We start from the raw sequence: 14520 nt of genomic DNA, 5'->3' as shown, positions 1-14520 counted from the left end.
GCTAAAAAACCGCCTTTAATAACAGGCGGTTTTTTTATGGATAAAACTAATGGCTTGTTAAAACTTAAGTTGCGATGAAAGAAGCATTGTGATTGAAATTAGCAAATTTGATAAGCCTGAAGTCACTAGATGATAGCAGTTGCCAGATGAAAATATAGGTTAAGCTCGTTTTAAACGCAGCGCATTTAATACCACCAATAATGAGCTTAGCGACATGCCAATAGCAGCAAGCCAAGGCGGAACATAGCCTAGGGCCGCTGGTATTAACACAATACCGTTATAAGCGAGAGCCCAGCGAAAGTTTTGTTTAATAATACGTTCGGTTTTATCAGCGATACGTTTGGCGGCAGTAATTGCATCGATTTGACCGTTCAATATGATACTGTCACTAGATACCTGTGCCAAATCTGCGGCCCCAGCAATCGAGGTCGACACGTCTGCTGCTGCCAACACAGGGGCATCATTGATACCATCGCCGACCATTAGGACGACTGCGCCTTCAACTTGCAGTTTTTGTAAGTGGTTAACCTTATCGGTTGGCGATAAACCGTTGTAAGCAGACTGCATTCCCAAATCTTTAGCCATTACGAGCGCTTGCGGACTTGGATCTCCTGTTAGCATCATTGACTCGATGCCATACTCCTTAAGGGTATCAAGCATCGGTTTGGCATCATCACGTATCTTGTCATTGAAATAAAAACATGCCATTCCCTGCCACGTACTGCCACCGTTTGCTTGGCACGATAACACCACCGCGGAGCTGGCACGATGAGCAACTAAATTAATAATGGAGTCATCAATGGCGTTTATATGGCTATCAAAACTATCGTTGACAGAACTATCGTTGACCCTATCTAACGCAAAATCTATATGTCCAATACGGTATAAGACGCCTTCAATCATCGCTTCCACCCCGCCCGCTGGATAATGTTGCAAACCTTGGGTGGATGGTAAGTGCAATTGATGAGCCGCTGTTAGCAATGCATGAGCAATAGGATGACGACTGCCTACTTCTAAAGCGGCAGCGATGGCTAAGAGACTGTTTTTTTGTGAAGCTGTCTTTGACTCATCTTTTTCGTTTTGTTGTGCAGAATCTAACAGCTCAATATTCAATAAGTTTGGTTTACCATAAGTAAGTGTGCCCGTTTTATCAAAAGCCACATGGGTGATTTCTGCTAGTGTTTGTAGCGTATGTCCACGAGTCGTCAAAAAACCATAGCTTGCCAAGCGATTGGTCGAGACAGTCAAGGCAATGGGTGTGGCCAATGACAGTGCACAGGGACAAGTCGCTACTAACACAGCGACCGTTGCCCAAATCGCTTGGCTTGGATCAACGATATACCAGCCAATAAACACCAACGCCGACAGTACTAAAATGCGCGCCACGAACCAACGGGCCAGCTTATCTGCTTGCTGAGCCAGCTTTGGCTTTTCGCTCATAGCACGGTTCATTAACCTATCAATCAGGCCTATTTGACTGTCTGCTGGCAGTGCAGTAATCAACATCTCAAACGGCTGACTGTCGTTTTGAGCGCCGCCAATGATATAGTCACCTTGAGTTTTGGCGATCAAGTTGCCTTCACCTGTTAATAGGCTCTGAGAGACTGTAGCAGTTGGACTTAGCAAAATACCATCACTAATAATCTCGGAACCCGCCTCAACCATGATGATATCGCCCACTTGTAAACTATGAGCGGTGACCATTTGCTTTTCTTTATCTTCGTTTTGTCGTTTTAAGAGATCCAATTGTCGATTACGTGTCTGCTGCCAGTCTTTAGCAATACGCAAGGTTAATTGCTGGACGTCGTCCTCCATGTTCTGCATAAAGTTAGGTATAGAGCTTGACGCATACTGATTGCTTGTATCTTCAATAGCCACATTGTCAATCTGTTCAGCAAGATTTTTCCTTGCTTTATTAACATCACTCTCCCCAGTCGTACTTTGCTTTAATTGCTGCAAAATACGCTCGGCAGACTCTTTGTCTTCGGCGACTTTTTGTACCAGTACAGGCTCTACAACGACTAAGTCGTTCGCCATAGTCGCTGCCTTTAAACGAGCATTATGCTCAATATAACGTCCTGCCAATAAGAAGAAAATAAACATACTGACTGAGTCATAATACGTCTCTCCTTGACCAGTAACAGTGGCATAGAGACTGGTAAAGAAAGTAACAATCAAGGCAATACTAACTGGCACATCCATATTGACTTGGCGTGCACGAATCGCTGACCAAGCCGAGGTAAAAAACGGTATACCTGCATAAAAAAACACAGGCGTACTAACAAATAAAGATACCCAGCGTAAAAAGTCGCGCTGGAATATCAGCATATCGCTATACTCGCCAAAATAGATCGCTACGGCATACATCATCGCCTGCATGGAACCCAATGCTGCAATACCAAGCCTTAGTAGCATCTGATTGTTGTGACGCGCTAGCATAGCCTCATGGGTATCTTGACGATAAGGTTTTGCTTCATAGCCGATCTCGTTAATGACAGCTAAGATGCGACTAATAGGCAGCTTGCTCTCGTCCCAAATCACTCGCATACGCTGATTGGTCAGATTTACTTGGCATTTGCGAATACCATCTAACTCATCTAAGCGTGATTCAATCAACCACGTACAAGCGGCACAGCGTAGATTGTTGACAGACAACTCTGCAACTGACATACCATCTTGGGCATAGACAAACTGCGACTTTATTTCGTCATTATCGTAGGCTTCAAGGCGTGTTAATTGAGTGGGTAGACTGGCTGTACGGTTGATTTCTGAGCGATCAAGGTAATACTGCTCAAGTCCAGCTTCTACAATGCTTTGAGAAGCCAGTTGACAGCCCATACAACACATCTCACGTGACTCCCCTAATATCTCAGCATGAAACGGCGGCTGCGGTACTGGATCACCGCAATGGAAACAGTGACCGGCAAGCGGCAATACCAAACCTTCAATGATTGAGCTGTCTTCATGAGATATGATTGCGGGTATTGATGACGAGACACTAGACATAATCGTGCTTACTTCCTTTAGACATACTGCTTTACAGATATTGTGTTGCATAAATATTGCTTGATTTAGACTAAATTTAAGCTTAACAATAACCTAGCAACTATTGATAAAATAACAGCAGATAATCCATACAAAAAACACCATTTTTGGGCGTATAGGCTGTTATCCTATATGGCACTTATTAAATAAATTAAAACCTTATAGACAGTCATATATAAGCGAATGCCATATTAAAACTCATTCGTTAAATACAATATTTGCCCTACTCTTAGTTCTTTTAAACTCATATTAGTACTATTACTACGCTTTCATTAGTTCATTTATATATTGATATTCGATGTTATATCATTATACACCTTCCTAGCTAAACCCAATAAAACCTTAAGTCGATGATGATAGATTGAAAATTTTGTCAATTTGCGTCATTATGAGGCAGTTTTTTATCCCAATACGGTGCGTTATCAGTGCGAAAATCTAATCCTAAGTTACCTCAGTCTGCTGCAAGTAATCTCCCCTCGCAGCAACGCGGAATTGTATTTAGTAGTATTCTATTAATCATTGTCATCGTTGGCATGGTTTTGTTGGCGCTGTATCTGGTCAAGCTTGACCGTACTATTACTCATAAGTTTGAAGGTAAGCGCTGGGATATTCCTGCCAAAGTGTATTCGCAACCGCTTGAGCTTTATCAAGGTGCGGCAGTTGACAACAGCATGATGAAGACTTGGCTTGAGCTGCTTAATTATCGTAGCAACAAAGCCTATGATCGCACAGGTAGCTTCTATAAGTCAGGCAATAACTACTTTATTCATACGCGCGGCTTTACTTATAGCGCAAACGATATTGATAAAGAACAAGTCATCAAAATGACGATTGCCAACGATAAGATTAAGTCGATTCAGAGCACTGAACAAAATAAGACTGGCATTATTCGTCTTGAGCCTGTAAGTATTGGCGGCATTTATCCGGATAGCAATGAAGATCGCATGGTTGTCTCTTTAGATGACGTACCGCAACCATTAATTGATGCCTTAATCGCGACTGAAGATCGCGGTTTTTATGAGCACAAAGGAGTATCTATACGCGGTATCGCCCGTGCCGTGATCAACAACTTCTCTGGTGGCTCTATGCAGGGGGGGTCGACCATCACCCAGCAGCTTATCAAAAACTTTTATCTGAATTCTGATCGCACCCTTAAGCGTAAAGCCAATGAAGCACTGATGGCCGTATTACTAGAGCTGCATTATAGTAAAGATGAGATTTTGCAAACCTATCTTAATGAGATCTATCTTGGTCAAAATGGCAACCGCTCTATAAATGGTTTTGGCTTAGCTGCACAATTTTATTTTAACCAGCCTCTAAATGAGCTGCGCTTGGATCAACAAGCCATGCTAGTCGGTATGGCTAAAGGGCCAAGCGTCTACAATCCTCGTCGCCATCCTAATGATTCAAAGGCACGTCGTGATGTAGTGCTCAACAATATGCTACAGATGGGTTCTATCAGTCAAGAGCAATACGATACGGCACTAGAAAAGCCTCTTGGAGTGGTAGACAAACCTGTTGAAGGCAAAAGCCAGTTTCCAGACTTTTTGGACATCGTCAAGCGCGAGCTTAATGACGTCTATTACTCTGATGACCTAAAAAACGAGGGGCTGACCATTATTAGTACCCTTGACCCTATTGCGCAATTAGCAGCCGATAAAGCGGTTGATAAAAAACTTGGCGAATTACGTCGCAACAGTAGTAAGACCAAAGACTTGCAAAGTGCCTTGGTCAGTGCCAATCCTGAGACTGGTGAACTAGTTGCTGTCGTTGGTAGTGGTAGCGAGTTTACTGGTTTTAACCGTGCTGTTGATGCCAAGCGTCAAGTTGGATCATTGTTAAAACCTGTTATTTATATGACAGCGCTTGAAAGCGGTCGCTACAATTTAGCCAGCCCCGTCGATGATTCTCCAATTACAGTCAACTTAGGTGATGGTAGCAAGTGGAACCCTAAAAACTATAGTGGTCGTGATCATGGTTATGTCCCATTAACGACTGCACTTGCCAAATCATACAACCAAAGTGCCGTGCGTTTGGGAATGGAATTTGGCATTGACACATTTGCCAAACAGTTACGTCGTTTGGGTATTGAAGAAAAAATCCCCGCTTATCCCTCAGCACTATTAGGCTCGGTTAATTTAAGTCCTATGGACATGCTTGGCGTATATCAAGTCTTTGCAACTGGTGGCTTTCGCACCCCTATTCATAGTATTCGAACCGTTATTGACAATCGTGGACGAATTTTGCAGCGTACTGGTCTGAACACTCAGCGTAGCATACCACCTGAAACCAATTATTTAACCAACTATGCCCTACAAGAAGTAGTCAAAAACGGTACTGCCAAACGTGCTAAGTCACTTGGTAGCAATTTAAATCTGGCGGGTAAAACGGGAACGACCAATGACTACCGTGATGCATGGTTTGCAGGCTATAGTGGCAACTATGTGAGCGTCGTTTGGGTTGGACGTGACGACAATAAACCAATTGGGCTTAGCGGTGGTACTGGAGCACTGCCAGTATGGGTTGATTATATGAATCGTATAAAATTGACGCCTGTCGCGATGCCAGAGCCTGAAGGAATTGAATGGTTATGGCTTGAGAATAACACTGGCAAACTATCTAATGAGCGCTGCGCCTCGGCTCGATATTTACCAGTTATGTCGGCACATTTGCCAGAAGAAGCAAGCAGCTGTGCGATCTCTTTGTATCAGCAGGAGCAAGCACGTGGTCAAATACAATGGGAAAATGAGCAAGGATCGATCAATCAGCAGCGTCAGCGTGAAGGTCTAAATATACCAAACAGTGAGGTAATCGAGCCAACTGACGAAAATGGTGATAACGATACTCAAAGACGTACGGATACTTGGTACAATCGAGCTCTTGAGTGGTTTTAGTAAAATATCTGATAAGCTGTTGATTCATACTGTTGGTTAAAATGACACAGAATAAGGGGTTTGATATGGCTGTATTTATGCAACATCAGTACTTGGTAGTACAGAACAAAATTTTCAGCAGATCTTTATTGCTAACAAGTGCGCTCATCAGTACTTTGACGTTGAGTGCCTGTCAAACGACATCATCGCTACCTAGCAACACTGCTACGGTGATAACCAAAACGCCTGTGACTGTAGCACCTACCACAACTAAAACACCGTCTGATATTCAAAATCGTCCTGATGGTACAAATATCTACCAAACCAAACCATATATACCGCCTACTGATGCTATGCCAAAGAATAATACTTACTCAGAAAACACCTCAGACGCTAACAACCCTTTAACACAGCAAACACAGGTCATAGAACAACCAGAAATCATATTTAACGAGCCTGTATATACTCCCCCGCGTGACGATTATATGATCTCGCAGCCTCCTACTGCACCGTCACATAATGAGCTATTAGAGCAGGCGCGTCAGAATTCAAAGCAAAAAAGCCGTCAACCTACTGATAATCAAAGTAACTTGCCAGCTTTTCGCAATCTCATGCAAACTGGTACTAATCATTTAAAATCAGGCAATCTAACGTCTGCTGAGAACAGCTTTACCCGTGCGCAGCGTTTAGCACCGAGATCATCAGCAGTATACTTTTATCTATCACAAGTAGCCCTAAAAAAAGGGCAACCACGTAAAGCTGAGGCCATGGCGCGGCGCGGTCTGACTGTTTCTGAAGATGCCAATCGCCGGCGTTCATTATGGCAGCTTATCCTACGTTCAGGTCAACAACAAAACAATTCGCGTGTTGTTCGTGAAGCACAGCAAGCACTTAAGTAATTTTGAGCTACTTTTACATAAAATACAGTAGCTTATATTTGTTTTACTCATTTTAATCTAATCAAAGGTATCTTTATGGCATGGCAACAACTGCACCTCCAGTGTGAAAAAGCAAACGTCGAACTTGCAGAAGCACTATTGTTAGAGGCAGGCGCACTATCTATCGCGTTAGACGATGCAGGTGATCAACCCTTATTTGAGCCATTGCCTGGCGAATCACCTTTGTGGGATGACGTAATACTAACCGGCCTTTTTGACGCTACTACTGAAGACGGCAGTCGACAGGCCGTTGAGCAGCTCAGTCATGATATTGCAGCACAAATACAAGCCAGTCGCATTTGGTTAACAGCAGTTGACGATAAGGACTGGGAACGTGAATGGATGACTCATTATCATCCAATTGAATGCGCTAACAACCTATGGATTGTGCCTAACTGGTTAACGCCACCTGACGCTGATGCCACTAATATTGTTATGGATCCGGGACTTGCCTTTGGCACAGGTTATCACGCCACTACGCGTCTATGTCTAGACTGGCTAACAGAGCAAGACTTAGAGAATAAAGTAATTATAGATTATGGTTGCGGCTCGGGTATATTGGGCATTGGCGCGTTGTTATTAGGTGCCAAACAAGTCTATGCAGTCGATATTGATCCACAAGCAGTTCTAGCTACGAACCAAAACGCTGCACGCAATAAGGTTGATGGACAATTGCAAGCATTTTTACCAGAAGAGTTTGCAGATTATTGCGCGCAGCACGATATTATTCCAGTGGATGTTATTGTTGCCAATATTTTAGCAAAACCTCTTATTAGTCTCGCTCCCTATTTTGCAACTTTAATGACACCTAAAGGACGCATAGTGTTAGCAGGATTAATTGAGTCTCAGACCGAGCAGGTTGCAGAGGCTTATCGTCCTTACTTTGACCTTGATCCCAAACATGCTTTCACTTCTCAAGAAGATCAACATTGGCAACGTTTATCAGGATTATTTACACAATAGCAATAAAAAATAGTTTTGTTTACACACTAGCAACAATTTATTACATCTGTTACGATAGGTAATTGGTTGGATTTTGCAAATGCAATACTACTCCCTATTGTCTATCGTGTTACAGATATCTCAAATAAGACAGTTTTTGGTGAGTGAGTATATGGTGATTATTACTGTATTTCTTTGGACTCAATTACATGACTACGCTTATCAAAACACAATGTCCTTCTTGTCAAGCCTACTTTAGTTTGCCACAAACTTTACTAAATGAGCTGGATGCAAAAGTACGCTGCAAACGCTGTCAGCAGATATTTTTGGTCAATGAAAACCTTGTGGTTTCTGGTAACGAGCCTTCGGGTATCAATAACACCTCTACTTTCAACCAAAAAAATAATCATAATAACGTGCAACAAAAAGATGATGACTTTTTATCTTCTGACACGCTTATCTATGATGATATGCCTATTGATTATCTTGAATCGCCAAACTCAGCACACAATTCATTGGATGAGATGAGCGCTTGGTCTTTTGATTTGGACGCTACGCAAATATCATCAACGCATCAAAACTCTGCAGACGCAGCTGATAAATCAATAGACACTGCAGATAGCGACGCTTTCATTGATCATGATATCTATAACGAACAAGAAAACATGTTTGAAGAAACAAATGATGCTATAAACACCATGTCTCGATACGACAATGTTTCAGCCCCTATTGATACTTCTAACAGAAATACTAATAATGATAATGCATGGCTCGAAAAACTCCTTGAAGAGCAAAACCATAAAACAGACGTTATAGAACCTGGTACTGATTTATCACAATTGCTGGTGAGTATGGGCGTACCACTGAGAGATCAATTTCAAGCTACTCCTAAGCGAGCAAGCAAAGCTCAGTCACGTATTTATCCAGTACAATCTCGTGTACAAACATCCATCGCTTCGTTACTGTGGCTGGCCGGCTGTTTGGTGTTGATAATGCTATTGTTTGCACAATATGTTATTTTTAATTTAGACAATCTAGTCAAAAATCCAATGTATGCAGAGCGCTTACAAGCAGTTTGCGCTATTGCCGCTTGTAGTCTGCCCACTGCTGATATGACAGCTTTTGATATCGTTGACGTGATTTATCGGCCCAGTGAGGTAAATGCTGCTGATGGGTTTACTGATATAGCAGCTACCTTGGCAAATCAAAGCACAAAATCTCAGTTATTACCCAATCTAAAAGTCAGTATCTATAGTAATGACGATGTTATTGGAGAGTTCATTGCCATGCCAAAGGACTATCTAGTCAGCAAACAAAACCTACTCTTTGCTGAACAAAACAAACCTTTTATGTTTACCGTCCCTGTGGTCAATGATGAGATTAATAAAGTAATTATTGATCCTATTTATTAATCTTTTATGCCTGCCTGTCTCTAGCCTGATGTTTACATTGATATGCAGTTTGACACCCAGTTAGCCTTTTATTTATAACCTTTGTCGTATGACAATATTTAAGGACATTATCTTATGGCACACTCAGTTCCTCCTACTGCCAACCATCTTGCCCACCATCATAATCATCTTCGCGAGTCTGATAATCAAGATAGCATTCAGCAGCCAACAATGGACGCACAAAGCAGCTCAAACAATGACTTGTATGGCAACTCAGAGCTTGCTCCAGTCAATGCACCCTTGCGAGTACATGTCGAACGTGTCGTACGTGAATACTTTGCTGCTTTGGAGGACGAGATGCCAACAGACTTTTATGAGCTTATATTAAGAGAAGTAGAGCTACCCTTATTGACAGTCGTGCTTGAACAAACTCGTGGCAATCAAACCAAGTGTGCTCAAATCTTGGGTCTCAACCGTGGCACATTACGTAAGAAACTAAAAATTCATAATTTAATGTAGTTGGTTGTATAGAAGTTAGTATTTATGCTCTAAAATGATATTGAGTTTTGTGTAAATGAGTCAGATGTTTTATTATAGACATCGTGATTGTTAGGGTGTTGTTTTTAAGGTTAGGCGATACATAGCTGACTGCAGATACGCTGCTATAACCTTAAAGTTTCACTTCATGCTGTTAATATCACGCTTTATCATTATTGTATAAGGCAATTTATAGATTAAATGTAATTGTATCTGTGATTGCTACTACTATCTTGCCGGACGTTTTGTCGGGCTTTTTCTATGGAATCGTTTTTATGGCTACCAAACCGTTTGCTCTACTCTCAGTCTCTGATAAATCTAATATCATAGAATTTGCTCAAGGGCTTATTCAGTCAGGATTTGACTTATTATCCACTGGTGGTACTTATCGGTTGCTCAAAGAGCATGATGTGGCGGTAACTGAAGTATCAGATTATACTGGTTTTCCTGAAATGATGGATGGCCGTGTCAAAACACTACATCCAAAAATTCATGGCGGTATCTTAGGTCGCCGTGGTACAGACGATACAGTAATGAATTCACATAGCATTGATCGTATCGATTTGGTCGTGGTTAATCTGTATCCATTTGCTGAAACGATTGCTCGTGCCAATGTCACTATGAATGATGCTATTGAAAACATCGATATTGGTGGTCCAACTATGGTACGTGCCGCTGCTAAAAATCATGCTCATGTAGGTATCGTAACTGACCCAGCTGATTATGAGCGTGTGCTTACCGCTTTAGGCGATGGCACGGAGCTGACAACGGCTCTACGCTATGACTTAGCCGTCAAAGCGTTTGAACATACGGCACAATATGATGGTATGATCGCCAACTTCCTAGGCAGCCGTGTCAATGATACTCAAGAGCCTGAAAATTTTTCGCGTACCTTTAATGTGCAGTTTGAGAAAGCACAAGATCTACGTTACGGTGAAAACCCTCATCAAAATGCGACCTTCTATACCGAAAACCAGTCTTTAAAAAGCCAGCAAGCTTCTATTGCTACTGCAAAGCAATTACAAGGTAAAGCGCTTTCTTATAACAATATCGCCGATACTGATGCAGCTCTTGAGTGCGTTAAAGCTTTTAATGCATCTGCTTGCGTCATCGTAAAGCACGCCAATCCTTGCGGCGTAGCAGTGGATCAAGACCAGGTCGCAGCTTATAAGACAGCTTTTAGTACAGACCCTGAGTCTTCTTTTGGCGGTATCATTGCTTTTAATCGTCCATTAACCGTGGCGGCTGCTAAAGCTATTATTGACAACCAATTCGTTGAAGTCATTATTGCCCCAAGTATTGAAGACGGCGTGCTTGAGACAACTGCGACTAAGAAAAACGTACGTGTATTGGTTTCTGGCGAGTTGCCAGCGCCAGCTCAGCGTGACTCTCAACTTGACTATAAGCGCGTCAACGGTGGCTTACTCGTACAAGAGCAGGATTTAGGCTTGATTACGGCTAATGATCTAAAAATCGTTACCGATGTTCAACCAACTGAAGCCCAAATCGCTGACTTGCTATTCAGCTGGAACGTTGCAAAGTATGTTAAATCCAACGCTATTGTTTATGCCAAAAACCAGCGTACTATTGGTGTTGGTGCAGGCCAGATGAGCCGCGTCAATTCAGCTCGTATCGCAGCTATCAAGGCTGAGCACGCTGGTTTGGTGACCGAAGGAGCTGTCATGGCATCAGATGCTTTCTTCCCATTCCGTGATGGTATTGATAATGCGGCAGAAGTTGGTATCTCAGCTATTATTCAACCAGGCGGCTCTATGCGTGACGATGAGACCATTGCTGCAGCAAATGAGCATGGTATCGCCATGGTATTTACTGGTATGCGTCATTTCCGTCACTAGCACTCAATATACAATTCATCAAAAAAAGCCACTGTCTAGACAGTGGCTTTTTTATTCAGTAAATCTTGCCCATCTTCTAGCCATTCTTAATCGCTAAAACTAAAGCAATGATACTTTTATTGACTTCGTGCGCCGGCTATATTGGCTTCATTGATTTCAACTTTATATACTAAGCGCAGATAATCTAAATAATCTTGTAGCTGATCTTGACCTAAATTGTCGCGAATGATACGTGCGGTTTGGGCTTTTTCTATATCCGATAACTGTGATTGTTGTTCAGTTTCGATACGATTGCCAACGATGACGCTAGCGCCTACCTCAGTCTCACTCGCTAACGCCACCACTCCATCTTTAGGGGCTTGCTGACTGAATGCCAAACTGCGTTCTTTATCAGTCAATAATGTTGTCTGACGATTTAATTGACCTAACGCCTGAAAGCCTACCGCTTGTTTCTTAATATCAGCTACAGTCTTAATACCAGCAGCCAGTTGTTTGGCATCTTTAAGCGCCATTGCACTGGCTTTTTGTTGACGTAATTTTTGTGTGATTATCGGTGTTGCTGCTGCGAGCGTAAGAGTCTGAGTAGGACGATAGTTACTTGGTTGTACCCACGCCGTACCATTACCGACCTCAATCCCTGCTGTTACTGCTTGATCTTGAATAGTAAACTCATCAAACGCCTGTTTAATAACAGCAGGTTGCGACAACACTGAGGTGTTATTGTTTTTTCTATAATCTTTAATATTTTTTAATGCCACATTTTCTTGCTGCGCAATATCTTCGATACTAAAACCATCAGCTGCCAAGTCATTAATCGCCGTTACTTTATCAGCATAAATAGATTGACGTTTATACTCTTTTGCCTTGACTGTTAGCTCGTCACGCATGCTTTCTAGGCTTGGTATTTTGCTACCATTGTCTTCTGTTACCGTAAATATCTGATAACCAAAACTGGTTTTGATAGGTGGTGTAACATCACCAACACTCAAACCTTGTAATGCTGATTCAACAGTGGCAGCATCGTTACCGAATACTGAGGCATTAAACAGTCCAATATCACCACCACTTGCTCCTGATGGATCGTCTGACTCTGACTTAGCCAATGCTACAAATGACTCACCTTTATCAAGACGGGCTTTAATATCGCTGGCGCGTGCCTTTGCATCATCACCAGTCAATAAGATTTGGCTAATCTTACGTTCGTCGACCACAGCAAGACCTTGCTTATAGCTTTCATATTGCTGTTGCAACTCTTCTTCTGTCACTGTATCAACTTTAATCATCGCCGGGCTCAGCTGAATGTATGCCAAGTCAACCATCGCATCACTTTTTAGCGCTTCTTTATTGGCATCATAGTAGGCTTGAATATCGTTTTCGCTAAGCTTAACTTGCTGCTGATAGTCTTGCCAATCAAAGCGGTGCAGCCAAATATCACGCGATTCCAACTGCAAATCAATCAATTGATTTACCGCTTGCATAGGATAAATAGCAGTACCAACGATACTAGCATTGAGCTGGTCAAGACTTAGTTGATTGCGAAATTCAGCAAAAAGCTGGTTTTTATTCATGCCACGTTGACGTAAAAAGTTTGAAAACTGAGCATTAGAAAACTCACCATTTTCATCTTTAAAAGCTTCCTCTTGACGCAACAGACGATTAATCGTTTCATCTGATACTGTCATACCTAGCTTGCCAGCTTGCTGTTCAAGTAAAGTACGATCAATCAACCCTTTTAACACTTGCTCATGTAATACGTCTTCATTTAATAAGCTTGCATCATCAATTTGGTCTAAAATCTCAGAACGTCTATTGTTGACTGCGTTCTGATACTCTGATAAGCCTACACTTGCTTCACCTACTTGAGCAACTTGATTGGGGTCAACATTACCCTGAAAGTAGCTTTCAATGCCCAATAAAGCAAGTGGCGATAAGCATAGAATCAATAAAATGCGACCAGGCCAGCTTTTTAAAAAATCGCGCAATTTATCCATAGTTATTTCTACTTTTAACTCATATTGATGATGAACCATTGCAACACTGTCGATGACATGTAAAACAATGAAATGATAAATGGTATGTGTGTTATTTGAAACTGATAAAATCGTAATTCAATAAAGCAATGTCGTTACGCGCGCCCTATGATACGTGAATTTTGGTCTATACTCAAAATATTCCAAGCTTGTACGGCACAAATTTTAGCAATAAAAAAAGCACCTTTGTTTAAAGGTGCTTTTCATTGCTTGCTTTGCTATTAGAGATTAAACAACAAATATAAAAAACAAGCCAATATTCGCCTAGTTTAAGCGCTCTTTTAAGTTTTTACCAGCTTTAAAGCTTGGTACTTTACTTGCTGGAATACTTAGCTCTTCACCTGTCTTAGGATTGCGGCCAGTACGAGCTTTACGGTCTTTTACGCTGAATGTACCAAAACCGACTAATGAGATGCTTTCACCAGCTTCTAGAGCTTCGCCAACGCTTTCCATAACGGCGTTCAATGCATCACCAGCTTGAGTTTTGTTTAGACCACTTTTATCTGCGATGCTATCAATTAATTCTGACTTATTCATAAAATTTCCTTCAAGTTTAAGGGCTGAAATAAACGCTAACGTCCGGCATTGTATCGCTCTCACATGATATAAGCAATAAAAACCATTTTAGACGCTTTTGTTTGCAGGTTGCGCGTTATTAACGTCTTTATATCAAGGCAACAAAAGGAGCGCAAGCGATTTTACATTTTTTCGCCTGCGAAACTACGTATTTGACACTTAACGTTACGCAAATCTCCTGTAACTCTTCATTTGATGTATAAATTTGCTTTAAAAATACTACTTATAAAAGAATGGTTTAGTAGACTTCTAATGTAATTTTTGTACTCTACAATACAAACTTTACTAAAAAAGTGTCGCTTTTAATATAATTTAAATGGTTAACTCAACGT

Annotated in this window: 9 protein-coding genes; 6 read left to right on the top strand and 3 right to left on the bottom strand. The window is 41.6% G+C overall.

Annotated features, from left to right (window positions below; genetic code table 11):
• Positions 1–159: 159 nt before the first annotated feature.
• Positions 160–3006 carry a heavy metal translocating P-type ATPase gene (locus ACS8FB_RS01570; protein ID WP_439260692.1) on the bottom strand — a complete coding sequence of 949 codons (2847 nt, stop codon included), beginning with the start codon at positions 3004–3006 and terminating at the stop codon, positions 160–162.
• Positions 3007–3470: 464 nt separating this feature from the next.
• On the opposite strand from ACS8FB_RS01570, the gene mrcB reads away from it, so the two are divergent.
• The 6 genes from mrcB (at position 3471) to purH (ending at position 11582) form a co-directional block, all read left to right on the top strand.
• Complete coding sequence (gene mrcB / locus ACS8FB_RS01565) at positions 3471–5939, top strand: penicillin-binding protein 1B (RefSeq protein ID WP_439260691.1); 2469 nt, start codon at positions 3471–3473, stop codon at positions 5937–5939.
• Between the two features lie 65 nt (positions 5940–6004).
• On the top strand, positions 6005–6817 hold the full coding sequence (locus ACS8FB_RS01560; protein ID WP_439260690.1) for a tetratricopeptide repeat protein: 813 nt from the start codon (positions 6005–6007) through the stop codon (positions 6815–6817).
• 75 nt (positions 6818–6892) lie between these two features.
• The gene (prmA, locus tag ACS8FB_RS01555; protein WP_439260689.1) at positions 6893–7819 is read left to right on the top strand and encodes a 50S ribosomal protein L11 methyltransferase; all 927 of its coding nucleotides are present in this window, start codon (positions 6893–6895) and stop codon (positions 7817–7819) included.
• Between the two features lie 188 nt (positions 7820–8007).
• The gene (locus tag ACS8FB_RS01550; RefSeq protein WP_439260688.1) at positions 8008–9210 is read left to right on the top strand and encodes a zinc-ribbon and DUF3426 domain-containing protein; all 1203 of its coding nucleotides are present in this window, start codon (positions 8008–8010) and stop codon (positions 9208–9210) included.
• Between the two features lie 210 nt (positions 9211–9420).
• Positions 9421–9708, top strand: coding sequence for a helix-turn-helix domain-containing protein (locus ACS8FB_RS01545; RefSeq protein WP_420884185.1), 288 nt, complete (start codon positions 9421–9423; stop codon positions 9706–9708).
• Positions 9709–10001: 293 nt separating this feature from the next.
• Positions 10002–11582 carry a bifunctional phosphoribosylaminoimidazolecarboxamide formyltransferase/IMP cyclohydrolase gene (gene purH, locus ACS8FB_RS01540; RefSeq protein ID WP_439260687.1) on the top strand — a complete coding sequence of 527 codons (1581 nt, stop codon included), beginning with the start codon at positions 10002–10004 and terminating at the stop codon, positions 11580–11582.
• Between the two features lie 116 nt (positions 11583–11698).
• On the opposite strand, the gene ACS8FB_RS01535 is transcribed toward purH, so the two are convergent.
• A complete protein-coding gene (locus ACS8FB_RS01535; protein WP_439260686.1) occupies positions 11699–13573 on the bottom strand; it encodes a SurA N-terminal domain-containing protein in 1875 nt (624 codons plus the stop codon).
• Between the two features lie 303 nt (positions 13574–13876).
• Positions 13877–14149, bottom strand: a complete 273-nt coding sequence (locus ACS8FB_RS01530) for an HU family DNA-binding protein (protein ID WP_025653024.1) — start codon at positions 14147–14149, stop codon at positions 13877–13879.
• Positions 14150–14520 lie beyond the last annotated feature (371 nt).

This window comes from Psychrobacter sp. 1U1 (assembly GCF_051847535.1).
In the GTDB taxonomy this organism is placed as follows: domain Bacteria; phylum Pseudomonadota; class Gammaproteobacteria; order Pseudomonadales; family Moraxellaceae; genus Psychrobacter; species Psychrobacter saeujeotis.
The sequence above is the reverse complement of the archived record's forward strand: the minus strand, read 5'-3'. Positions and strand labels throughout refer to the sequence as shown.

Bases quoted from the DNA above. Each gene is read 5' to 3' on its own strand.
- ACS8FB_RS01570 (WP_439260692.1), bottom strand. From the start codon at position 3,006: ATGTCTAGTGTCTCGTCATCAATACCCGCAATCATATCTCATGAAGAC.
- ACS8FB_RS01560 (WP_439260690.1), top strand. From the start codon at position 6,005: ATGGCTGTATTTATGCAACATCAGTACTTGGTAGTACAGAACAAAATT.
- prmA (WP_439260689.1), top strand. From the start codon at position 6,893: ATGGCATGGCAACAACTGCACCTCCAGTGTGAAAAAGCAAACGTCGAA.
- ACS8FB_RS01550 (WP_439260688.1), top strand. From the start codon at position 8,008: ATGACTACGCTTATCAAAACACAATGTCCTTCTTGTCAAGCCTACTTT.
- ACS8FB_RS01545 (WP_420884185.1), top strand. From the start codon at position 9,421: ATGGACGCACAAAGCAGCTCAAACAATGACTTGTATGGCAACTCAGAG.
- purH (WP_439260687.1), top strand. From the start codon at position 10,002: ATGGCTACCAAACCGTTTGCTCTACTCTCAGTCTCTGATAAATCTAAT.
- ACS8FB_RS01535 (WP_439260686.1), bottom strand. From the start codon at position 13,573: ATGGATAAATTGCGCGATTTTTTAAAAAGCTGGCCTGGTCGCATTTTA.
- ACS8FB_RS01530 (WP_025653024.1), bottom strand. From the start codon at position 14,149: ATGAATAAGTCAGAATTAATTGATAGCATCGCAGATAAAAGTGGTCTA.